Annotated in this window: 18 protein-coding genes; 10 read left to right on the forward strand and 8 right to left on the reverse strand. The window is 70.6% G+C overall.

What is annotated here, in order from left to right; genetic code table 11:
* The first annotated feature begins 418 nt into the window (after positions 1-418).
* Positions 419-868, forward strand: coding sequence for a PTS glucose transporter subunit IIA (locus AB0I51_RS36470; RefSeq protein ID WP_359614162.1), 450 nt, complete (start codon positions 419-421; stop codon positions 866-868).
* 78 nt (positions 869-946) lie between these two features.
* Positions 947-2,617: a phosphoenolpyruvate--protein phosphotransferase gene (gene ptsP / locus AB0I51_RS36475; RefSeq protein ID WP_362982684.1), complete on the forward strand. Its 1,671-nt coding sequence runs from the start codon at positions 947-949 to the stop codon at positions 2,615-2,617.
* A 71-nt stretch (positions 2,618-2,688) separates the two neighbouring features.
* Here the strand turns inward: ptsP and AB0I51_RS36480 are convergent, their stop codons facing one another.
* Positions 2,689-3,585 carry a hypothetical protein gene (locus AB0I51_RS36480; protein WP_362982685.1) on the reverse strand — a complete coding sequence of 299 codons (897 nt, stop codon included), beginning with the start codon at positions 3,583-3,585 and terminating at the stop codon, positions 2,689-2,691.
* A 22-nt stretch (positions 3,586-3,607) separates the two neighbouring features.
* Positions 3,608-4,816 (reverse strand): MFS transporter, encoded by a 1,209-nt coding sequence (locus tag AB0I51_RS36485; protein WP_362982686.1) that lies wholly within the window; start codon positions 4,814-4,816, stop codon positions 3,608-3,610.
* A 111-nt stretch (positions 4,817-4,927) separates the two neighbouring features.
* On the opposite strand from AB0I51_RS36485, the gene AB0I51_RS36490 reads away from it, so the two are divergent.
* On the forward strand, positions 4,928-6,253 hold the full coding sequence (locus tag AB0I51_RS36490) for an aminotransferase class I/II-fold pyridoxal phosphate-dependent enzyme (RefSeq protein WP_362982687.1): 1,326 nt from the start codon (positions 4,928-4,930) through the stop codon (positions 6,251-6,253).
* Positions 6,254-6,274: 21 nt separating this feature from the next.
* Here AB0I51_RS36490 and AB0I51_RS36495 read toward each other — a convergent pair whose 3' ends face one another.
* Entirely contained in the window at positions 6,275-8,242 is a 1,968-nt protein-coding gene (locus tag AB0I51_RS36495; protein ID WP_362982688.1) for an acetoacetate--CoA ligase, read from the reverse strand.
* A 214-nt stretch (positions 8,243-8,456) separates the two neighbouring features.
* On the opposite strand from AB0I51_RS36495, the gene AB0I51_RS36500 reads away from it, so the two are divergent.
* Positions 8,457-10,823 carry a TIM-barrel domain-containing protein gene (locus AB0I51_RS36500; protein WP_362982689.1) on the forward strand — a complete coding sequence of 789 codons (2,367 nt, stop codon included), beginning with the start codon at positions 8,457-8,459 and terminating at the stop codon, positions 10,821-10,823.
* Positions 10,824-10,825: 2 nt separating this feature from the next.
* On the opposite strand, the gene AB0I51_RS36505 is transcribed toward AB0I51_RS36500, so the two are convergent.
* A complete protein-coding gene (locus AB0I51_RS36505; protein WP_362982690.1) occupies positions 10,826-11,362 on the reverse strand; it encodes an NUDIX domain-containing protein in 537 nt (178 codons plus the stop codon).
* A gap of 234 nt (positions 11,363-11,596) precedes the next feature.
* On the opposite strand from AB0I51_RS36505, the gene AB0I51_RS36510 reads away from it, so the two are divergent.
* The 5 genes from AB0I51_RS36510 to glpK all read left to right on the forward strand — a co-directional run bounded on the left by AB0I51_RS36510 (position 11,597) and on the right by glpK (position 17,605).
* Positions 11,597-12,022 (forward strand): zinc ribbon domain-containing protein, encoded by a 426-nt coding sequence (locus AB0I51_RS36510; protein WP_362982691.1) that lies wholly within the window; start codon positions 11,597-11,599, stop codon positions 12,020-12,022.
* Complete coding sequence (locus AB0I51_RS36515; protein WP_362982692.1) at positions 12,019-13,209, forward strand: lipid-transfer protein; 1,191 nt, start codon at positions 12,019-12,021, stop codon at positions 13,207-13,209. The genes AB0I51_RS36510 and AB0I51_RS36515 overlap by 4 nt, the downstream gene beginning before the upstream one ends.
* A 100-nt stretch (positions 13,210-13,309) precedes the next feature.
* Positions 13,310-14,962 (forward strand): GGDEF domain-containing protein, encoded by a 1,653-nt coding sequence (locus AB0I51_RS36520; protein ID WP_362982693.1) that lies wholly within the window; start codon positions 13,310-13,312, stop codon positions 14,960-14,962.
* Between the two features lie 335 nt (positions 14,963-15,297).
* A complete protein-coding gene (locus tag AB0I51_RS36525) occupies positions 15,298-16,023 on the forward strand; it encodes an MIP/aquaporin family protein (RefSeq protein WP_362982694.1) in 726 nt (241 codons plus the stop codon).
* 70 nt (positions 16,024-16,093) lie between these two features.
* Positions 16,094-17,605, forward strand: a complete 1,512-nt coding sequence (gene glpK, locus AB0I51_RS36530; RefSeq protein ID WP_362982695.1) for a glycerol kinase GlpK — start codon at positions 16,094-16,096, stop codon at positions 17,603-17,605.
* A 74-nt stretch (positions 17,606-17,679) separates the two neighbouring features.
* Here the strand turns inward: glpK and AB0I51_RS36535 are convergent, their stop codons facing one another.
* The 4 genes from AB0I51_RS36535 to AB0I51_RS36550 form a co-directional block, all read right to left on the reverse strand.
* Positions 17,680-18,285, reverse strand: coding sequence for an ATP/GTP-binding protein (locus AB0I51_RS36535; protein ID WP_362982696.1), 606 nt, complete (start codon positions 18,283-18,285; stop codon positions 17,680-17,682).
* Between the two features lie 72 nt (positions 18,286-18,357).
* Positions 18,358-18,753: a DUF742 domain-containing protein gene (locus AB0I51_RS36540; RefSeq protein ID WP_362982697.1), complete on the reverse strand. Its 396-nt coding sequence runs from the start codon at positions 18,751-18,753 to the stop codon at positions 18,358-18,360.
* Between the two features lie 9 nt (positions 18,754-18,762).
* The gene (locus AB0I51_RS36545; RefSeq protein ID WP_093624343.1) at positions 18,763-19,197 is read right to left on the reverse strand and encodes a roadblock/LC7 domain-containing protein; all 435 of its coding nucleotides are present in this window, start codon (positions 19,195-19,197) and stop codon (positions 18,763-18,765) included.
* On the reverse strand, positions 19,194-22,040 hold the full coding sequence (locus AB0I51_RS36550; RefSeq protein WP_362982698.1) for a nitrate- and nitrite sensing domain-containing protein: 2,847 nt from the start codon (positions 22,038-22,040) through the stop codon (positions 19,194-19,196). Before AB0I51_RS36550 ends, AB0I51_RS36545 begins: the two co-directional genes overlap by 4 nt.
* 418 nt (positions 22,041-22,458) lie before the next feature.
* Here AB0I51_RS36550 and AB0I51_RS36555 point away from each other — a divergent pair, with 418 nt between their 5' ends.
* Positions 22,459-23,007 (forward strand): hypothetical protein, encoded by a 549-nt coding sequence (locus tag AB0I51_RS36555; protein ID WP_362982699.1) that lies wholly within the window; start codon positions 22,459-22,461, stop codon positions 23,005-23,007.
* Positions 23,008-23,011 lie beyond the last annotated feature (4 nt).

The raw sequence follows: 23,011 nt of genomic DNA on the forward strand, positions 1-23,011 counted from the left end.
GGCGTTGATTTTTGGCACGCTGTTGAGTTCTCAAGGAACGGACGCTTCCTTTGTACTCACCCTCTCGGGCTTTCCTCCGGGCTTTTCCCTTCGGTGTTCCAAACTCTATCAGTGTTTTTCCGACCCCCTGACCACCATCCTGCGAGCACGCAGAAGGTGACCCCGAGATAGGATCTGACAAGTTGGGTGCTGCCAGGCCAAGCAAAGACGCTTGGTCGCGTCGCTCGGCCTCAAGCAGGAGTACGACTGTACATGCGGCCGTAGAGCAGGTGCAAATCGATTAGAGGTGTGGTCTAGACCACTAATCCAGACCTCTCGGGCGGAACCGGTACTACATATGACATACCCTGCTGCTCAGTGTGCCGTCCGGGACAGGCAGTGACGGCCTCATCACACATTCACCCCTGGGAGGCTTCCCATGACCAGCGTGACGTCCCCGCTCGCAGGACGGGCCATCGGATTGACTGAGGTGCCCGATCCGGTCTTCTCCGGGGCCATGGTCGGCCCCGGCACGGCCATCGACCCCGTACGTGAGCCTTCTGAGGCCGTCTCTCCCGTGGACGGAGTCATCGTCTCCCTCCACCCGCACGCCTTCGTCGTCGTGGACAGCGAGGGGCATGGTGTGCTGACGCATCTCGGTATCGACACCGTGCAGCTCAATGGCGAGGGTTTCGAACTGCTCGTCAACAAGGGCGACACCGTGACCCGGGGTCAGAGTGTCGTGCGCTGGAACCCGGCCGCCGTAGAGGCCGCCGGCAAGTCCCCGGTGTGCCCGATCGTGGCTCTTGAGGCCACTGCCGAGTCCCTCTCCGAACTCCGCGAGGACGGCGATGTGAAGGCCGGTGACAGGCTCTTCTCCTGGGAGTGACGTCAGTGCCGTCGTATGACGGTGTCCAGGACAACCACCGCGGCGGCGGGACCCGCCGCACTATCGGAGACGGGTGAGATGGAGACAACGCTGCGAGGCGTCGGTGTGAGCCACGGTGTGGCGATCGGCGAGGTTCGGCACATGGGGACGGCGGTTCTGGAACCGCCTGCCAAGCAGATTCCGGTGGAGGACGCGGAGCGTGAACAGGGGCGCGCCCGCCAAGCCGTGGACGCTGTGGCGGCCGACCTGATGGCGCGCGGCAATCTGGCGGGGGGCGAAGCCCAGGCGGTGCTCGAGGCCCAGGCCTTGATGGCCCAGGACCCCGAGTTGATGACGGACGTGGAGCGCCGTATCTCGGTCGGCAGCACGGCCGAGCGGGCGGTGTACGACGCCTTCGCCGCCTACCGTGACCTGCTGGCCAATGCCGGTGAGTATCTGGCCGGCCGGGTGGCCGACCTCGACGACGTGCGAAACCGTATCGTCGCCCGGTTGCTCGGGGTGCCGATGCCGGGTGTTCCGGACAGCGACGAGCCTTACGTCCTGATCGCTCGTGATCTTGCGCCCGCCGATACTGCGCTGTTGGATCCCGCTCTCGTACTCGGTTTCGTCACCGAAGAGGGTGGGCCGACCAGTCACAGCGCGATTCTGGCGCGAGCGCTCGGTGTGCCCGCTGTGGTGGCGCTGCCGGGGGCCTGTGAGCTGGCCGAGGGGACGGTTGTCGCCGTGGACGGCAGCACCGGCGAGATCTTCGTGAACCCGAGTGATGAGAAGAAGGCCGAGCTGGAGGCCGCGGCTGCGGCGCGCAAGGCCGCTCTCTCCGCTTCCACGGGGCCGGGTGCCACCTCCGACGGGCACAAGGTGCCGTTGCTCGCCAATGTCGGCGGTCCTGCTGACGTGCCGGCCGCGCTGGAGGCGGGGGCCGAGGGTGTGGGGCTCTTCCGTACGGAGTTCCTCTTCCTGGACGACAGCAAGAGCGCGCCGTCCGAGGAGAAGCAGGTCGAGGCCTACCGGCAGGTGCTCGAGGCGTTCCCCGAGGGGCGTGTCGTCGTGCGGGTGCTGGACGCGGGCGCGGACAAGCCGCTGGACTTCCTGACGCCCGCCGACGAGCCGAACCCGGCCCTGGGTGTGCGCGGGCTGCGTTCGCTGCTCGACCACCCCGACGTGCTGCGGACTCAGCTCACCGCGCTCGCGAAAGCCGCCGAGGGACTGCCCGTCTACCTTGAGGTCATGGCCCCGATGGTCGCGGACCGTGCGGACGCGAAGGCGTTCGCGGACGCGTGCCGGGAGGCGGGCCTGCGGGCGAAGTTCGGCGCGATGGTGGAGATTCCGTCGGCCGCGCTGCGGGCGCGCTCGATACTGCAGGAGGTCGAGTTCCTGTCGCTGGGGACCAACGACCTCGCGCAGTACACCTTCGCCGCCGACCGTCAGGTGGGTGCGGTGTCCCGGTTGCAGGATCCGTGGCAGCCCGCGCTGCTCGACCTGGTGGCGATGTCCGCCGAGGGGGCGAAGGCCGAGGGCAAGAGCTGTGGCGTCTGCGGCGAGGCAGCGTCCGACCCGCTGCTGGCTTGTGTGTTGACCGGTCTTGGGGTCACCTCCCTTTCCATGGGCGCCGCTTCGATCCCGTATGTGCGGTCGACGCTGGCGAAGTACACGCTGGCTCAGTGCGAGCGGGCCGCGTTGGCGGCCCGGGCCGCGGACAGTGCCGAGGGGGCACGTCAGGCGGCTCAGACGGTGCTGTCCGGCGAGTAGTCGGGCGCCAAGCCGTCCGTCGGTTCTGGTTCAGGGGCGCCCCACCACTGGGTGGGGCGCCCCTGGCGTGTTCAGTGGTGGTGTCCTCCCGGGGGCTGTTCCAGGTCGCCGAGGTCGGGCGGCACGCAGTAGTCGACGCCTGATTCCGGGGAGATGAGGTCGCCGGATTCGACGTCGGTGCAGTAGGCGTCGAAGACCTCGCCGGCGGTCAGGGGTTCTAGGCCGTCGCCGCGCAGGCGCCAGCCGTAGATGCAGCCGGTGGTGTCGGGGCTGGTGGTGCGCATGACGAGGCCGCCGGGACTTCGGGTGGCGATGCCGAGGGCGAGGACACTGGTGAATTCGAGGGCTTCGACGTCGTCGAGGTGGGTGGCTCCGTCCTCGTCCTGGTCGGCGTGGAGGGCGCAGACGATGGTTTCCGGTGTTCCCGACACGCTGCAGACCAGGTGTCGGTTGCCGGGTCGGGCCGTGTCGAGGATGCGGACGAGGAGGCCGGAGGCCCGGGTGAAGGCGGCGCGGCCGATGTCTTCACCGCAGGTGGCGCAGGTGCCGAGGCGCGCCAGGAGTGTGGTCACGTACTCCCAGGTCGCCTGGCGGACGGCCTCGTCGACGAGGGCCGGGAGGAGGTCGGCGAGCGGTTGGCCCTCGTAGGGCAGGGTGGGGCCGGTGGTGGCGAGTTCGGCGGTGAAGCGCGTGCGGCTGGACGGGTTGTCGGGGTCCAGGCCGCTGTCGGCGCAGAACTCGGCGTATTCCCGGGGGTCGAAGAGGGCCACGCTGGTGTGGCTGCCCTGGGAGGCTCGGCTCCTGAGAAGTGCCTCCACCTGTCGGAGGTAGGCGGTGTGGTCGTCGAAGGTGAAGCTGCGATAGCGCCGCATGGCGCGGAAGTCGTGCTCGTCGGTCAACAGGCCGATGGTGCCTGCGATTTCGCGGCGCAGAACGCGTCGCATGGTCTGGTGGTCGGTGTGCGCCATGTTTCCCCCTGTGCACGGTCGATCAATGCTCACTCACAGTAACCGGCGGCACTGACAACGGCGTCCGAGCGAGGGGCTCACGAACCAGGCGATGCTGAATCACGCAGGTCAGGGCGATTGTGGCGCCGAAAGCCGTCCAGCCGAGGGGTCCGGTGGCGATGGCCGCGGTGACCGCCAGTGGGCCGAGGCTGCGCTGGGTCGACTGGGCGAGTCCGTGGACGCCGAGGTAGGTGCCCTGTGCGGTACCCGGCGCGAGGGCGACGGAGAGTTCCCACGAGACGGTGGCGTGCAGCATTTCCGCCATGGTGAAGGCGACTGCCGAGGCGGTGAGGAGCACCGTCGCGGTGACGGCTCCGCCCGTGGCCGAGAGTGCCAGGGTGGTCCCGCCCAGGGCGAAGGCGGCGGAGAGCGGTATCAGCAGGTTGCGGGCGGCCGTCGTGGTGGTGCCGAAGCGGGCCAGGGGGACTTGGAGGGCCACGACCATCAGGTTGTTGAGGACCATCAGCAGGGGTGCCAGGCCGTGCGGTGCCTCGCTGGCGTGGGCGATCCACAGTGGCAGGCCGACCTTGAAGACGGCGTCGTCGAGGAAAAGGACGGTCTCGGTCGCGACGTAGGCGAGGTAGATGCGGTCGCGCCAGGGGTTCGGGGGCTTGTTCGCGGGCGGCGCGTCCGTCGATGTCGCGATGACGCGCTGTGGTGACGGGGGTTCGCCGCAGCGCACGGTGAGTGTGGCGACGGCGACGAAGGAGAGGGCGTCGCCGAGAAGGAGCCAGTGGTAGGCGGCGGTTGTGCCGAGGGCGAGTGCGGCCGCTGCGGCGAGACCGCCCAGGGCCCAGCCCGCGTTGGCGACGGTGCGGCTGATGGCCTGGTAGCGGATGCGGTCCGGTCCGGCCACGCGGGTGGCATAGAGCTTGGTGAGCACGTTGGCGGCGCGGTCGCCGAAGCCGCCGGCGGCCGAGAAGGCGATCAGGAGGATGTAGTTGTTTGTGGTGAGCAGGGCGAAGGAGGCGAGGGCGCGCAGGAGCTGGAGGGCGGTGAGCACGCGGGTGAGCGGGAACCGGTCGGCGAGGCAACCGCCCAGGGGTGCGCCGGCGATGCCGATGGCTCCGGCGATCGCGGCGAGGGTGCCGACCTGGGCGACGGAGAGATGCGAGACGTAGGTGAAGTACAGGACGGACACGGAGGCCCACAGGCCGCTGCCGGTGCGGTCGACGAGGGCGATCGCGAGCATTCTGCGACCGTCGCGTCCTCCGGGTATGCGCTTCGGCCGAGCGGCTGTGCGGCGGGTCGGGCTCACTGCTCCCCCTTGCGTCAAATTATGTATTGATACATAGTTGATTACGTGGCAATACAATATGGGATCAGTGGTACGACGGCCAAGGGGATTGCCGCGTCCGTCGAACGGTGTGTGGCCGAGGGCGTGTTGGGTCCTGATGCCGCACTGCCTCCGGTACGGCGGCTCGCGGACGAGCTCGGGGTGAGTCCGGGCACGGTCGCCACCGCTTACAAGGAGTTGAGGCAGCGGGGCATCGTCGTCACGCGCGGGCGGGGCGGGACCGTGGTGGCACAGGCCCCCACGGTGGCGTCCCGACGGCCGCCCCGGGTCCCGGAGGGGCTGCGGGATCTGGCCGGCGGGCATCCCGACCCCCTCTTCCTGCCCGCGTTGGTGCCGCCCTCACGGCTGTCCCCGGGTGCGCGGTCGCACCGGTCGACGCCTCGGCTGGCGCGATTGGAGGAGGTCGTACGGGACTGGCTGGGACGCGACGGTGTGCCCGTGGAGCAGGTGACCTTCGCGCACGGTGCGCTGGATCTGGTCGGGCGGTTGCTGTCGGTGGAATTGCGGCCCGGGGACGCGGTGGCCATGGAGGACCCCGGTTATCACCATCTGCTGGATCTGGTCACGGCGTTGGGGCTGCGGAGCGTGCCGGTCGCCGTGGACGACGAGGGTCTGCGTCCCGATGCGCTGCGCGTGGCGCTGCGGGCGGGTGTGCGTGCCGTGGTGTGCAGTCCCCGGGCGCAGAATCCGTACGGCGGCAGCTTCTCGGCCGCGCGCCGCGACGCCCTGGTCGAGGTGCTCCGGGAGGGGCCCGAGGTGCTCGTCGTGGAGAACGATCACGCGTCCGCCGTGGCGGGCGCTCCCCTGTGGTCGTTGGCTTCCGGTGGGTTGGCGCGCTGGGTGCATGTGCGGACGGTGAGCAAGTTCCTCGGCACCGACCTGCGGTGGGCCGCGGCGGCCTGCGATCGGACCACTTTGGCGCGGCACGACGGGCGGTTGCTGCTGACGTCCGGCTGGGTGAGTCATCTCCTCCAGGAGACCGTCCATGGGTTGATGACGGACGACGGCACGCGCGCGTTGGTCACGCGTGCTCAAGAGGCATACGAACTGCGGCGGGAGACCCTCCGCGAGGAGCTGGGCGTGCAGGGGATCACGTCGTACGGGGTGAGCGGGTTGAATCTCTGGGTGCCGGTGCGGGACGAGTCCGCCGTGGTCAACGGGCTGCGGTCGTACGGCTGGTGGGTCGCCGCGGGGGCGCGGTTCCGGCTGTCGTCCGAGCCGGGGGTACGGATCTCCGTCGCCGAGCTCGAACCGGCCGATGCGGTACGGCTGGCCTCGGACTTCGCCACCGTGCTCGGCGAGGGCGAGTCCGAGGCCACCTATGGAGGGTGATCGGCCTCTGCGGGAGGGCGATCAGGCGCGTTTGCGGGCGAGGTCCTCGTAGAAGCTCAGCAGGCCGAGGTCGTCGATGGAGCCCGGGTTGACCGCCTTCTCCAACGGGGTGCCCTGGAGAAGGCGTTTGACGGGTACCTCGATGCGTTTCCCGGTGAGGGTGTGCGGGACGCCGGGGACCTCGATGACCTCGTCGGGGACGTGGCGCGGGGAGAGTTGCTCGCGGATCGTCTGCTTGATGCGGCCCAGGAGGGCGTCGTCCAGGACGGCTCCAGGGGCGAGGTGTACGAAAAGGGGCATCCAGTAGCCGCCGTCGGGCTGTTCGATGCCGATGACGAGGGACTCCTTGATCTCCGGGAGCCGTTCGACGGCTTCGTAGATGTCGGCCGAACCCATGCGTACGCCTTGGCGGTTGAGCGTGGAGTCGGAGCGGCCGTGGATGACGACGGAGCCCCTGGAGGTGACCGTGATCCAGTCGCCGTGGCGCCAGACTCCGGGGTAGGTGTCGAAGTAGCTGTCGTGGTAGCGAGTGCCTTCGGGGTCGTTCCAGAAGTAGATCGGCATGGACGGCATGGGGTTGGTGACGACGAGTTCGCCGACCTCGTCGACCACGGGGTGGCCGTTCGGGTCCCAGGACTGGAGGTCGGTGCCAAGACCGGGGGCCTGGAGTTCGCCGATGTACACCGGGAGGGTCGGTACGGCTCCGGCGAAGCAGGAGCAGACGTCCGTGCCGCCGCTGACCGAGGCGATCCACAGGTCGTCGCGGACCTCGTCGTGCAGCCAGCGGAACCCGTCCGGGGGCAGCGGTGAGCCGGTGGTGGCGACGCACCGCACCTTGGAGAGGTCGAAGTCGCGGGACGGGTGCACGCCGGCCTTGCGGCAGGCCATGACGTAGGCGGCCGAAGTGCCGTAGAGGGTCGCTCCGGTGCGTTCGGCGATACGCCACTGGGCGGCCGTGTCGGGGTACCCGGGGCTGCCGTCGTAGAGGACGACCGTCGTGCCCGTGAGGAGGCCGGAGACGAGGAAGTTCCACATCATCCAGCCGGTGGACGTGTACCAGAAGAAGCGGTCCTCGGGGCCCAGGTCGCAGTGCAGGCCGAGTTGTTTGAGGTGTTCCACGAGGATGCCGCCCTGGGACTGGACGATGGCCTTGGGGAGGCCTGTCGTGCCCGAGGAGTAGAGCACCCAGAGGGGGTGCTCGAAGGGGACCTCTTCGAAGACGGGTTCCACGTCGGCCGAGGTGAGGGACGACCAGTCCAGGGCGCCTTCCGGGGCGTCGGTGCCCAGGAGGGGGATGTGGACCACCGCGCGGAGGGTGGGAAGTTCGCGGCGGAGTTCGGCGACCGTGTCGCGGCGGTCGTGTTCCTTGCCGCCGTAGCGGTAGCCGTCGACGGTGAACAGGATGACCGGTTCGACCTGTTGAAAGCGGTCGAGGACGCTACGGGCGCCGAAGTCGGGGGCGCAGGACGTCCAGACGCCGCCCACGGCGGCTGTGGCGAGCAGGGCGACGACGGCCTGCGGAATGTTCGGGAGGTAGCCGCTGACGCGGTCTCCGGGGCGTACGCCGAGGGTGCGCAGTTCGGCGGCCAGGGAGCCGACCTGGCGGCGGAGCTCCGCCCAGGTGACCGGGCGCGGTTCGTGGGTCTCGTCGACGTACAGGAGGGCCGGTTCGTGCGCGCGGGTCGCGCTCGCGCGCAGGGCGTGCTCGGCGTAGTTGAGGGTCGCTCCGGGGAACCAGTGCGCGCCGGGCATCGACCGGTCGCCGAGCACGCGCGCGTAGGGGGTCGAGAAGCGGACGTCGAACCACTCGGTGACGGCCTGCCAGAACGTGTCCAGTTCGTCGACGGACCAGTGGTGCAGCGCCGTGTAGCCGCCGTCGGCGGGGGCTCCGTGGTGTTCGGCCGCCCAGGACTGGAACCTGGTGACCTGTGCCTGGGCGATGCGTTCCGGATCTGGCTGCCAGAGCGGCAGGGGGTTCGCGGTCGACATGGGGCGGCTCCCGGGACTGTGCGCGTCGTGTGCGTCGGTCGCGCACGTGCGGGGGTGTGCGCGTGACGCGGCTGACACGGACGATGCCATGTGATCGACTTCTGCACCAGGGCACGCTCCACATGGTCCGTGCCGTGAAGATGTGGTCCCACCACGGGTGAACGGAAGTTGAACGACGCGGATATCGGGGTCCCGTAATGGCAGGGTGAGCAGCATGGATGGTCGTGACCTGGTGCGTTCGGTGAAGGTGGTCGGTTCAACGGGGGCGGCGCAGGGGTTGCGTACCGTACGGGCGGCGTGGCGCAGGAGGCGTGCCGATGCCACCGGGCTGCCGGCACGGGGGGCCGAGCGGGCGCGTGTGCCCGGGCCGGTGCGGGACGCGGAGCCCGGGCCCGGTGGCGGAGTCATCCGGTTCAGCCGTTCCGAGCTGCGCGTCACCGTCGCCGTGAACGGGGCGGTCTTCTGGGGCTGGGACGGGGCCGCTCCGGAGCCCTCGTACGCGCTCGCCGGGCGGTGCCCCGAGCCGGACCCCCGGGCCGTCCTGGAACCGGACAAGGACGGCGGCTGGCGGGTCGTGGCGGAGCGGGTGACGGTCGCCGTGTCGCGGCACGGTGCGGTCGAGGTGCGTACGCCCGGTGGTGTGACGCTGCGCCGGGATCTGCCCCCGCGCTGGTGGGAGCCGGTGGGCGGGGGCACGGCGCGCTGGATGCAGCGGTCGGAGGTGGCCGCGGACGCCCGGTTCTTCGGGCTCGGCGGGCGCGCTTCGGGCCCCCGGCTGCGCGACGGGACGTACCGGCTGTGGAACACCGACCCCGGGCATGCCTTCGGGCCGGGTGACGATCCGCTGTACATCACCATGCCCGTGCAGTTGGTGGTGGCCGACGCGGCCACGCATCTGGTGTTCCACGACACCTCCTGGGACGGCACGGTGACGCTGCGGGAGGGCGAGGAGGGTGCCGGTTCCGGGCACGACCGGGCGGGGGCGTCCGAGCTGCGATTGGACGGCGGTCCGCTGCGCTGCTGGGTGATCGTGGGCAGCCCCGCGCGCGTGCTGCACGCCTGGGTCTCGATGACCGGTGCTCCCGCGCTGCCGCCGGCGTGGGCGCTGGGGCACCATCACGCGCGGTGGGGCTTCGGCAGTGAGCAGGAGGTCAGGCGGATCGTCGCCGGCTACCAGGAGCGCGATCTGCCCCTGGACGCCGTCCACCTGGACATCGACCACTACGACGAGCACCAGGTGTTCACAGTCGACCACGAGCGGTTCCCGAAACTGCCGGTGCTCGCCGAGGAGTTGGGGCGGGACGGCATCCGGCTGGTGTCGATCGTCGACCCCGCGGTGAAGGCTGAGCCGGGGAACGCCGTCTACGACGGTGGCACGGCCGAGGACGCCTTCGTGCGGGACGCGTCGGGGCGGCTGGTGCGGGGCGTCGTGTGGCCCGGGGAGGCGGTATTCCCGGACTTCACGCACGCGCGTGTGCGGGGGTGGTGGGGCGGGCTCTACGAGGAGCGGCTCGCGCTGGGGTTCGCGGGTTTCTGGCACGACATGAACGAGCCCACGTCGTTCGCCGCCTTCGGGGAGTCGACGCTTCCGCGTTCGGCCCGGCACGACCTGGAGGGGCGGGGCGGTGACCATCGTGAGGCGCACAACGTGTACGCGCTGTGCATGGCCAGGGCCGCCTACGAGGCCTTGCGCGAACTGGCCCCCCAGGAACGGCCGTTCCTCTTCTCGCGCTCCGGGTGGGCCGGGATGCAGGCATATGGGGGTACCTGGTCCGGCGATGTGGCCACCGGCTGGCCGGGTCTGCGGGCCTCGTTGTCGCTGGTGATGGGGCTGGGGTTGTGCGGGGTGCCGTACTCGGGGCCGGACGTGGGCGGCTTCGACGGGAGTCCGTCGCCCGAGCTGTATCTGCGCTGGTTCCAACTGGGCGCGTATCTGCCGCTGTTCCGCACGCACGCGAGTCTGCGGGCGGGGCGCCGGGAGCCCTGGGAGTTCGGTGCCGACGTGCTGGAGCACGCGCGCGTGGCGCTTGTCGAGCGGCGGCGGCTGCTGCCGTACTTCATGACGCTGGCGCATCTGGCGCGGCGGACCGGGGCGCCGTATGTGCGGCCCCTGTGGTGGGGTGCGCCGGAGGATCGTGCGCTACGGGACTGCGAGGACGCCTTCCTGCTGGGCGACTGCCTCCTGGTGGCGCCGGTGCTCTATCCGGGGTCGGACCGGCGCGCGGTGCAGTTGCCCAGGGGGCGCTGGTACGACACGGAGACGGAGCGGGCGTACGAGGGGCCGGCCCAGGTTCTCGTCGATGCCCCGTTGTCGCGGATTCCGGTGTTCGCGCGCGCGGGTGCCGTACTGCCGGTGCGCGGTGCGGACGGCGGGCTTGAGCTGGAGGTGTGGGCGCCCGCCCGTGGGCGGACCGGGGGCGGGCTGGTGGTGCCGGACGCGGGCGACGGCTGGGACGAACCGGAGATCGAGCGGTACGTCGCCCGCTGGGAGGGCCGGCGGGTGGTCGTGGAGCGGGAGTCGGAGGACGGCGTGAGCGCGCCGTCCTGCCCGGTGCGGGTGCGAGGGCTGGGCCAGGGCTGACCTCAGATGTACCGGCCCTCGAACCAGGCCCTGACGGCCACGGAGTGGAGCGGGAAGGCGAGTTCCTCAGGCCTGCGGAGCAGGTGCCAGCCCTCCGTCTCGTCGGTGGCGGCGGACTTGGGCAGGGTCTCGACCGGGCGTTCGGGGAGGACTCCGAAGAGCAGCAGGTGGCCGTCGGGCGAGCTGATGGCGTCGACGAGTCGTACGTCGCGGCTCGCGGCCTCGATGCCGGTCTCCTCCCTGAGTTCGCGGACGAGGGCCTGCCGCCAGTCCTCGCGGTGGTCGACGTAGCCGCCCGGCAGGGCGACGCCTCCGCGCGCGGGGGCGACGGTTCGGGTGATGACGACCAGGGCGGTGCCCTTCGTGTCGTACACCGGCTGGAGTGCGACGGCGACGGGCAGCGGGTTGCGGTAGGCGACCGTGCCGCAGGCCGGGCAGGTGCGGGGCCAGCCGGAGACGCCCTCTCCGTAGGGCGATCCACAGCTCGAACAGTGGGAGTCCGGCGTGGAGTTGGGGACGGAGCCTTGAGTTTCGGACACCTGGCGGACTGTATCCGATCAAGCGGAGGGAGTCTTTCCGGGGGCCGGGCGCGGAACGGGAAACGGCCGGAGCCACCCCCGTGGGCCCCGGCCGTCCCTCCCGGTATCACGACGCCGTAGGTGGCTCGATGGTTCACCGAAACGCCCTGCTCATTTTCCGTTGCCCGTGGCACACTTCTGACGTTCCGTCAGATCCAGTGCTGTGGAGGGACGTTGTCGCGGACACGCACACCTGTGGTCACCGATTGGTTCACCGGGGACGGGGACGCCTTCCGGCTGCTCGGCACGCGCTGTTCCGCGTGCGCCTCGGTCTTCTTCCCCCGTGAGGACGGCCATTGCCGCAATCCGGGCTGCCGGGGCGGCGAGTTGGAGGAGTTCCCGCTGTCGCGGTGCGGGCGTATCTGGTCGTACACGGACAGCCGGTACCGGCCACCGTCACCGTATGTGAGCGATCCGGAACTTCCGTGGGAACCGTACGCGTTGATCGCTGTGGAGCTGGAGTCCGAGCGGATCGTGGTGCTGGGGCAGGCGGTTCCCGGGGTCACCGTCGCCGATCTGACGGTGGGCATGGAGGTGGAGGTCGTCCCCGGTGTGCTCGACGAGGACACGGAGACGACCTGGACGACCTGGCACTGGCGGCCTGCGGGGGTGACGGCATGACGGGGGACGTGGCGGTGCTCGGCGCGGGCATGCACCCGTGGGGCAAGTGGGGGCGGAGCTTCGTCGAGTACGGGACGGCGGCGGCCCGGGCGGCGCTCTCCGATGCCGGGCTGGAGTGGCGGGACGTCGGCTCGATCGTCGGCGCGGACACGGTGCGTGGCGGATACCCGGGGTATGTGGCGGGCGCGACGTTCGCGAAGGCGCTGGGCTGGCAGGGTGCCCGGGTGGCGAGCGTGTACGCGGCGTGCGCCTCAGGGGCGCAGGCCGTCAACGCCGCGCGGGCGCAGATCCTTTCGGGGCTCGCGGACGTGGTGCTGGTCGTGGGCGCCGATGCCGCACCCAAGGGGTTCTTCCGGCCGGCCGGCGGGGACCGGCACGACGACCCGGACTGGCTCCGCTTCCGGGTCCTCGGGGCGACGAACCCGACGTACTTCGGGCTGTACGCGCGACGGCGGATGGCCCTCTACGGGGACACCCCGGAGGACTTCGCCCAGGTGAAGGTGAAGAACGCCGCCCTGGGCGCGCTGAATCCGTACGCGCGCTACCGCAAGCGGGTCTCCGCCGAGGAGGTCGCCGCCTCGGCGGTGGTCGCCGATCCGCTGCGGCTGCTCGACATCTGCGCCACCTCGGACGGCGGGGCCGCCCTGGTGCTGTCGAGCATGGAGTTCGCTCGCCGGCACGGGTCGGCGGACCCGGTGCGGATCCGCGCGGTGTCCACGGTGACCCCGCGCTATCCCAACACGGTGCTGGACCTCCCGGACATCGCCACCGACTCCGCGGCGGGCGCGCCGCCGCCGGACGGGACCTTCCGGGCGTCGATAGCCGGCGCGGCCTACGAGGAGGCGGGCATCGGCCCCGAGGACCTCTCCCTGGCCGAGGTGTACGACCTGTCCACCGCCCTGGAGTTGCAGTGGTACGAGGATCTGGGGCTGTGCGCGGAGGGCGGGGGCGCCAAGCTGCTGCGGGAGGGCGCGACGGCCCTGGGCGGGCGTATACCGGTGAACGCGAGCGGCGGGCTGGCCTCCTTCGGGGAGGCGGTGCCGGCGCAGGCGATCGCCCAGGTCTGCGAACTGACCTGGCAGTTGAGAGGCGACGCGGGTGACCGGCAGGTCGCGGGGGCGCGGGTGGGGATCACCGTGAACCAGGGGTTGTTCGGGCACGGGTCGGCGGTGCTGGCGGTGCGGTGAGCAGTGGAGTGCCGCCGCACCGGTGCGAGCGGCCCGCACGGGTGCGTGAACGTCTTATGAACTGGGCCTGGGCGTACACCGGTGGCGTCATCATGCTGCCGTGCGCTCCTGGACGGACACTCTCCGCTTCGCCTTCCAGCCCGTGGTCAATCTGACCACCGGTGGAATCGCGGGCCTGGAGGTGCTGGTCCGCCCGGAGACCGGCGACATCCTGGCCGAGGCCCGCCGCGATCCCGAACTCGACGGCAAGCTGGCCGTGTTGGCGGTCCGCGCCGCCGCCCGCAAGGAGACGCTGCTGCCGCTGCACATCAATGTGTTCGCCGGCACCCTCGCCGACCTCGGCGGGCTCACCGCCCTGCACAGCGCCGTCCGCGAGGCGGGACGGCTGCCGTGGGAGGTGACGGTCGACATCGTCCCGCCGTTCACGCACGTGCCGCGACGGGCGCTCCTGGAGGCGGTGTCCGCGCTGCGCGGCCAGGGGTTCCGGATCAGTGCCGACGGCGTCGGCGACGGCGACGTACCCCTGCGGCTGCTCACGGACCTCGCGCCCGACCTGGTCAAGCTCGACGCGTCGCTGCTGGAGCGGCCGGCCGCGGTGCGTGCCATGCGCACCCTGTGCGAGGAGTTGGGCGCCCTGCTGTCCGTGGAGGGAGTGGAGACCGAGGCACAGTGCGCGCAGGCCCGGTCGGCCGGGGCCCAGTTGGCGCAGGGCGAGCTGTTCGCGCCGCCGACGCGGATTCCGGCGGCGGACGTATACGTTCCGCCCTGCGCCCCCGGTCTCGCCATGACGCCGCAGTCGGGGCCGTGGGCACGGGAGTTCGTACGGCCCGCCGCACTGCTGCCCGACACCGCGTCCGCCGGCCGGGTACGGGCGCTGCTGACCGGCTCGCCCGACGTCTCCGGAGTGGTGCTCGTGGACCGGGACGGGGTGCCGGTCCGCTCGGTGCACCGGTCCCGCTTCCTGCTGTCGATGTCGGGGCGCTACGGCCACGCCCTGTACGCCGACCGGCCCGCCGCCAGGCTCGGGGACGTGCCGCGGACGGTCGGCGTCGACGCGACCGCCTGGGAGGTCCTGGACGTGGTCGCGGTCGGCGACGCGGACCGTACTTCGGACGACGTGGCGGTCGTCGACCGGTACGGGCGGTGCGTGGGCGTCGTACGACTGGCGGATCTGGTGCGGGCCTTGGCGGAGACTCGGGTGGAGGAGGCCGCGGGGCTCAATCCGCTGACCAGGCTGCCCGGTTCGGACGCGATCACCGGTGAGGTGGACCGGCGGATCGCGGACGGGCGGACGTTCGCGCTGAGCTGGCTGGATGTCGACCACTTCAAACAGGTCAACGACGGGGCCGGCTTCGCGGCCGGCGACGAGTTGATCCGCTCGGTCGGACGATCGCTGCAGCTGACGGCGTCGGGGCACACACGCGTGGGGCACATCGGCGGGGACGACTTCCTGGTGCTCACCGATACGGAGGGGCTGGAGCCGCTGGCTGCAGCCGTGCTGGAGGTGCCCTGGGCGGCAGGCGGCCGGACCGTGACGCTGTCCCTGGCCACCGTGCTGTGCGCGCCGGGCAGTGTGACCGACCACCGGCAGGCGGCGGCGTCACTGGCTCCGCTGAAGAAGGCGGCGAAGGCGCTGGACGGCACGAGCTGGGTACTGGGCCGGGCGGGACTGGACGGGTACGAGATCCTGTGCGGCGCCCCCACGGCGCCCGTACGGGCCTCCCGCACGGCGGCGGGTCCGCACGGACACTGAGCGGATCCGGCGGCCTCCTGCGGGGCTCCAGGGGCCGTCAGGGCGGGTGTCACCGTTGCCGTCCGCGACCTTGACGCTCCTTCGGCGCCGGTGAACACTTCCCGGTGTCGGTCGACATCGCCGTACATTCTCGGCGTACCAGGCACTGCGCCGCGCGGGCCGCCCCGCGCTCGGGCCCACTCCCCCATGGGCGATCTCGGCTGCGACGGCACGCTCGTCACGGACGCCGGGCGGGGCTCGGGACCCTCCCTGCCTTCGGCCGAAGTCGCCAAGGGAACCGCACCCTGCACGGAGGACCGGGGCCGACCGTCCCGGGCCAGGGCCTAGGAGCCGCCATGAGCAATGGAGACATATTCGTCGGTGAGGTCATCGGCACCGCGATCCTGATCCTCTTCGGCGCCGGCGTGGTCGCCGCCGTCGTACTGAACTACTCCAAGGCACAGAACTCCGGTTGGATCGTCATCGCCTTCGGATGGGGTTTCGGCGTGATGGCCGGGGCGTACACGGCCGCGCCGCTGTCCGGTGGGCAGCTGAATCCGGCGGTCACGATCGGCATCGCCATCGACACCGGCAAGTGGGACAAGGTCCCGCTCTACATCGCGGGGCAGATGGTGGGCGCCATGCTCGGCGCGGTGCTGTGCTGGCTGGTCTACTTCGCGCAGTTCCAGGCCAACGCCGAGGAGGAGATGGCGCAGCCCACGCTCGGGATCTTCTCCACCACGCCCACGATCCGCAATGTCGTGGCGAACCTGATGACGGAGATCATCGCGACCGTCGCGCTGGTCCTGCCGATCCTGGCCTTCGGGCTCACCAAGGGACTGGGCACGTCCGGCACGGCGGTACTGGTCGTCTCCTTCCTGGTGGTCGGCATCGGTCTGTCGCTCGGCGGGCCCACCGGGTACGCCATCAACCCGGCCCGAGACCTCGGCCCCCGCATCGTCCACGCGCTGCTGCCGATCCCCAACAAGGGGACCTCGGACTGGAGTTACGCGTGGATCCCGGTGGTGGGGCCGCTGATCGGCGGAGCGCTCGCCGGAGTCATCTTCAACGCGGCCTTCTGACAACAGTGTTCGAGCAGTCTTCCGAGAGCAGCCCTCTGAAGGATCCGAAGGAAACGACAAAGGGGTCGTCATGACGGACAAGTTCGTCGCCGCAATCGACCAGGGCACCACCTCCAGCCGCTGCATCGTCTTCAACCAGGACGGCGCGATCGTCGCCGTCGACCAGCGTGAGCACCGCCAGATCTTCCCCAAGCCGGGCTGGGTGGAGCACGACGCCACCGAGATCTGGTCCAAGGTGCAGGCGGTGGTCGCCGGGGCGATCGCCAAGGCCGGACTGCGCGCCGACCAGCTCAGCGCGGTCGGCATCACCAACCAGCGCGAGACGACGGTCCTCTGGGACCGCGCCACCGGCAAACCCGTGCACAACGCCATCGTGTGGCAGGACACCCGCACCGCCCCCCTGTGCAAGCAACTGGGCGGCTCGGACGGGCCGGACCGGTTCCGCGAACAGACCGGACTCCCGCTCGCCAGCTACTTCTCCGGGCCCAAGGCGGCCTGGCTGCTCGACAACGTGCCCGGTCTCAGGGACCGCGCCGAACGCGGTGAGATCGCCTTCGGGACGATCGACTCCTGGCTGATCTGGAACCTCACCGGCGGCACCGACGGCGGCCGGCACGTCACCGACGTGACGAACGCCGGGCGCACCATGCTGATGAACCTGGAGACCCTCCAGTGGGACCCGTCCATCCTCTCCGCGATGAACGTGCCCGAGGCGATCCTCCCCGAGATCAGGTCCTCGGCCGAGGTCTACGGCACCGCGGTCGGCCAACTCGCGGGCGTGCCCGTGGCATCGGCCCTGGGCGACCAGCAGGCCGCCGTGTTCGGGCAGGCCTGCTACGACGTGGGCACCGCGAAGAACACCTACGGCACGGGCAGCTTCCTGCTGCTCAACACCGGGAACCGGCCGGTGCCTTCGAAGAACGGGCTCCTGACGACGATGGGCTACAAGATCGGCGACGAGGCGCCGGTCTACTGCCTGGAGGGATCAATAGCCATAACGGGCGCGCTCGTTCAGTGGTTCCGGGACCAACTCGGCATCATCCGCAGCGCCGACGAGATCGAGACCCTCGCCGAGAGCGTGGACGACAACGGCGGCGCGTACATCGTGCCCGCGTTCTCCGGCCTGTTCGCCCCCTACTGGCGCTCGGACGCGCGCGGTGTCGTCACCGGGCTGACGCGATACGTCACGAAGGCGCACCTCGCGCGCGCGGTGCTGGAGGCGACGAGCTGGCAGACGCGGGAGGTCGTGGACGCCATGTTCCAGGACTCCGGGGTGCGGATCACCACCTTGAAGGTGGACGGCGGCATGACCAAGAACAACCTGCTGATGCAGCATCAGGCCGACGTGCTCGACGTGCCGGTGATCCGGCCCAAGGTCTCCGAGACGACCTGCCTGGGCGCCGCCTACGCGGCCGGGCTCGCCACCGGTGTGTGGAACGGCCTGGACGAGCTGAAGTCGCACTGGCAGAAGGACGTCGAGTGGACGCCGTCCATGGAGTCCTCGGTGCGGGACCGCGAGTACCACAACTGGCGCAAGGCCGTGGAGAAGAGCTTCGGCTGGCTGGAGGAGGGCGACAACTAGGCACGCGCGCGTGCGTCCTTCGACGAGTTGCGGCTCGTACCCCGGTCGGCGGAGGTACGGGCCGCGCCCGCGGCTCAGCTGGTGACGCTCTGGCGGCGCTTCGCGCCGTAGGCCATCGCGTGCTGGACGACCTCGATGAGGACCTCCTTGACCGACGACCGGTCGCGCGCGTCGCACAGCATGAGGGGTACGTCCTGGTCGAGGTCCAGGGCCTGCCGTACGGCTTCCACCGGGTAACGGGCGGCGCCCTCGAAGCAGTTGACGCCGACCACGAAGGGTATGGAACGCCGCTCGAAGTAGTCGAGGGCGGCGAAGCAGTCCTCCAGGCGACGGGTGTCGGCGAGTACGACGGCGCCGAGCGAGCCCTCTGAGAGCTCGTCCCACATGAACCAGAAACGCTCCTGACCCGGCGTGCCGAACAGGTAGAGCACCAGGTCCTCGCGCAGGGTGATGCGGCCGAAGTCCATGGCCACGGTGGTGGTGTGCTTACCCTCCACACCACTGGTGTCGTCGACCGGACGTCCTGCCTCGGTGAGCAGTTCCTCCGTGCGCAGCGGCCTGATCTCGCTGACCGCGCCGACGAGGGTGGTCTTGCCCACGCCGAAGCCGCCGGCCACCAGGATCTTGAGCGTGACGGGCTCGACCGGAGGCTTGCCTCGCTCAGAACGCCCGAAGATCATCGATCTCTTCTCCTGCTTGATGGGGGGGGCGGGTCCTGCTTGATGGGGGGGGCGGGTCGGGTTCCGCGCCGCTCACAGTGCCCGGAGGCCGCTGATGACGTCGCGGAGAATACTCTCGTCGACCAGTTCGGCCGGGGGTACGGGCCGTGAGACGTGGACGAGTTCCTCGTCCACGAGGTCTCCGATGAGGACCCGTATCACGCCGATGGGCAGGTCGAGTTCGGCGGCGAGTTCGGCGACCGACTGCGGGGCGTCACGGCACAGACCGACGATGTCCACGTGTTCCGGGGACAGTGCCTGGTCCGCTTCGGAGTCGTCCGCCCGGGACTCCGCGACCACCACCGCGATCAGGTCGAGGCGGTGCTGTCCCGCGCTGGTGGTACGGCCGCGCGTCATCGCGTACGGACGGACGACCGGTCCGGCCTCGTCGTCGAACCAGTGGCCTCTTCCCTGACCGTCTCTGCTCATGTCACTTCACTACCCGCCGGAGGACAGATCGGTGCGCGGAGCGGCGCCGAGATGCACACCGACCCGCTTCACGAGCAGTGTCATCTCGTAGGCGACCTGTCCGACGTCCGAGTCCGCGTCGGCGAGGACGGCGAGGCAGCTGCCGTCGCCGGCGGCCGTCACGAACAGGAAGGCCTCGTCGAGCTCTACGACGGTCTGCCGTACGCTGCCTGCCTCGAAGTGTCGGCCGACGCCCTTGGCGAGGCTGTGGAAGCCGGAGGCCACGGCGGCCAGGTGTTCGCTGTCCTCGCGGGTCAGATCCTGGGACACGCCGGTGGGCAGACCGTCGCCGGAGAGCACGATCGCCTTGCGGATGCTGGCGACGCGCTCGACGAGGTCGTCGAGGAGCCAGTTCAGCCCGCGCTGGTCGGTCGTGTCGTGGCCGGTCGCCTTTGGTGCGGTCATCGACCGTCCCCCTTAGTTCCTTGTGCTGTGCCGCCTTGGGCGTCATCGCCCTCGGCGTTCTCCTCGCGGCCACGCTGCCAGCCGCGCTGGAGCGAGGCCATGCGGCTGCGTACCTCGTCGGCGTCGCGCTCCACGACCTCCGCCGGGCTCGTGGTGCGCCGTTCGGGGTCCTTCTTCAGCTGCGGGGCCAGGTTGGCCTGGCGCACACGCCTTGGCAACGCACCGATGTCGGGTCCGGTTCCGCCCGGTGAGATCTCGGAGTCGGGAATGCTGGACGCGATCTCGGCACGCCGGGTGCGTCTGGGCAGTGCGGGGGCCCCGGGCGACTCAGCGGGTCCGCGCCCCGGGGAGGCCGGGGGCACCGCGGATTCGCCGCGCGCACCGGGCATGTCGGTACGGCGCCGTAGCGGCGTGTCTCCGCGCCGCCGGGCCGGCAGCGGGGCCGGGCCCTCCGGGTCGGCTCCGCCCGGGGCCGTGGAGAGGCCGTCGAAGCCGCCGTCCGAGGAATCCCCCGGGTCCCGCCGGGAGCGCTGCTCGACGACCGGGCGTCCGTGGGAGCTGACGAGCTTGGGTGTCCGGCGCCGGGGCAGCGGGAGCGGTTCGCTCCGGTGGGCGTCGGCATCCCCGCGCGGTCCGTCGTGGGCCTCGGAGACCGGCTGGCGCGGGTCTACGGGGCGGACGGGGGCCAGGTCGTCCCGGAGGCCCGGGCGGCGAGGGCGGAAGACCTCGCCGCGCTCAGCGTCCTCGTCGTCGAGCGCGTTCGGGAAGCCGGCGAGGGCGTCCAGGTCGACCGGGGCCTCCAGCTCTACCGGCCCGTCCAGGAGGGCGGGCGGCAGGCCGGGAAGCTTCATGGGCACCTGGGAGAGCGCGGAGCGGTGGCTCTCCTCGAACTCGGCCTCCTTCGTCGGCTGGGGCCGGTCGAGGCGGAAGCCGATGCCGTTGGTGTCCGGGACCTCGTCGCTCAGCAGGGCGTCGGGGATGAACACGACGGCGGTCGTGCCGCCGTACGGGGAGGGCTGGAGGGAGACGCGGACGTTCTGCCGCTGGGCGAGCCGGCTGACCACGAACAGGCCGAGCCGGTCGGTGTCGGAGAGTTCGAACTCGGGTGTCTCGGCGAGCCGGAGGTTGGCGTCCAGGAGTGCTTCGGCCGCCATGCCGAGGCCGCGGTCGTGGATCTCCAGGGTGAAGCCGTTGGCGACCCGCTCCCCCAGGACCTGGACCGCGGTGTGCGGCGGGGAGAACACCGTGGCGTTCTCCAGGAGTTCGGCCACCAGGTGGGTGAGGTCGGCGACGGCGGGGCCGGTGACGGCGATCCGCGGCAGCCGGCGTACCTCGATGCGCTCGTAGTCCTCGACCTCGGCGACGGCCGCGCGGACGATGTCCATGAGCTGGACCGGCTTGCGCCACTGCCGGGACGGGGCGGCCCCGGAGAGGATCACCAGGCCCTCGGCATGGCGGCGCATACGGGTCGTCAGGTGGTCGAGGCGGAACAGGTCGGCGAGTTCGTCGGTGTCCTCGGTCCTGCGCTCCATGGTGTCGAGCAGGGTGAGCTGCTTGTGCAGCAGGACCTGGCTGCGCCGGGCGAGGTTGACGAAGACCTCGGAGACCCCGGACCGCAACTCGGCCTGTTTGACGGCGGCTTCGACGGCGGCGCGCTGCAGGGTGTTGAGTGCCTGGCCGACCTCGCCGATCTCGTTCCTGTCGTACTCCAGGCGCGGGACCTCGGTCTCCACGTCGACGACTTCGCCGACGGACAGGCGGCGCATCACGCTGGGCAGCCGGACACCGGACGCCTCGTGGGCGTCCAGGCGGAGTTGGCGCAGGTCGCGGATTAGGCCGCGGCCGATGCGCACGGACAGGAAGAGCGAGAGGAGCAGGGCCATCAGGCCTAGGACGCCGGCGACGGCAGCCTTGAGGATGACGTTCATCGCGACAGGGCGGACGCGGTCCTGATAGCGGTCGTTGGCCTGGTCGTCGAGGGTGCCGAGCTTGTCCAGCACGGCACCGGCCGCGGTGTTCCAGGTCTGTGCGGTGACGTCGCGGGGCTCGCCGGACCCGGAGGAGACGGTGACCTGTTCGGCCACGCGCAGCGGGGCGCTGGCCGCGTTCTTCCAGAAGCGGTCGAAGTGGTCGCGCTCCGAGGAGGGCAGCAGGGGCAGGTTGACGTCGTACAGCAGGGTGCGCTGGGCCACGAGGTCGGAGACGGCGCGGGTCTCGTCCCGGGTGAGTTTGCCGACGATCAGTGAGGAGCCGAGCAACGCGTCCTCACGGGAGAGGAGTTCACGGGCGCGGGCGAGGTTGACGAGGGCGCGGTACTGCTTGTCCATCTCGACGTTGTCGACGACGTGGAGGTTGGTCAGCAGCACGTAGCAGGGGTCGACCACCCGGTTGTAGAGATCGAGGGCCTGAGCGCGGTTGACGGTGCCGGCCTCGACGCTGCGCCGCAGGGACTGCAGGCCGTCGAAGGCGTCGAGCACGGCGGAGACGCGGCTGTCGGTGGCCTGGCCCATCGCATCACGGACGTCGGGATTCCGGGCGTTCTTGCGGATCTTGGCGACGGCTTCGTCGGTCGCGGCTCGGCTGCGCTTGAGGTCGGCGAGGCCGTCGGCGGCACGCGGGTCGGCGAGATAGACGAGCGACTGCCTGCGTTCCTGCTGGATGACGCGGACGGTGTCCTCGGTGGGGTAGCCGATCTTCTCGACGACCGACGACACGTTGAACAGGTCCCCGGCCGCCCGGCCGGTGAGGACCGTGGCGAACGCCCAGATCGCGGTCAGGGACACGAGCGGCACGAGAAGGAGCGCCACGATCTTCCGGCGGATGGACTTCCCGCGAAAGCGCATGGCCTCCCCCAGCTGGACCCCCGCCGGCCGGGGGTACACATGTGCGTCAACAAACGGCGCGAGCCTACTACTGACACACAGGTAACTCGAAGAGCTGTCCGGAGCGTGAACTTCCGCACCAGAGACCGGACATGGGGAGGTGTCAGGGCATTGCGGGAGATTGCCGCCCCGATTCCACGACGTTCGCCGGACCTGACCGGATCGACCCAGTTGGCCAGTTGGCTGGAAATTTTCGTTCCTTGGGAATCTTCGTGGGACGTTGTTCGTCTTTCTCTACGGGATATGGGTGCGGAACCGGCCACAGGAGCCGCATCCGCATCCGGGCGGCGTAAAACAGGGCAGGCCGGGCACCCACTGGGGAGCCGGAGTCTTCGGACTCGGGAGCGAGTGGTGTACCGGCGGTGGGGAGGACACGTTGATGGGCACGGCGGAGCGGCAAGAGGCGCTTGAGGACGGCGTGGCGGTGCGGTCGACGGGGGACGGCGAGGCTCCAACGCGCTCGGGCGCACGGAAGGCAGCGGGGTTCGAGGGGTCGCGTGCGGCCCGCGCGACAGCCGAACAGCAGGAGTACTACAGGCCGTTGTGGATCGAGGAGCCCGCGCGTCGGCGTCGGCTGCCCGATCCGGTGCGTACGGCGGCCGTGCGGGCGGTGCTCATCATCGCCGTGACGCTGATCCAGGCGACGGTGGCCTTCCTGTGCACGATGGCCGGGTCCTGGCTGGCGTTCCCGATGGTGATCAGCAGCGTGGTCAGCACGGTGGTGGCCACCTGGGGCGCCCTCGACGTATGGGTGACCCGCCAGATGTGGAACCAGCGCAACGGCGTCGTCTCGGAACCCAGCAGCACGGCACGGGCCCTCCGCCGTGAGCGGCGTCGGGCCCAGCGCCAGGCGAAGGCCACCCGGCGGGCGCAGGAGCGGATAGCCCGCAAGGGCGGTGCCGGGCACCTGTCCCAGTCCCACTCCTGAGGTT

The organism is Streptomyces sp. NPDC050549 (genome assembly GCF_040655035.1).
Taxonomy (GTDB): Bacteria; Actinomycetota; Actinomycetes; order Streptomycetales; family Streptomycetaceae; genus Streptomyces.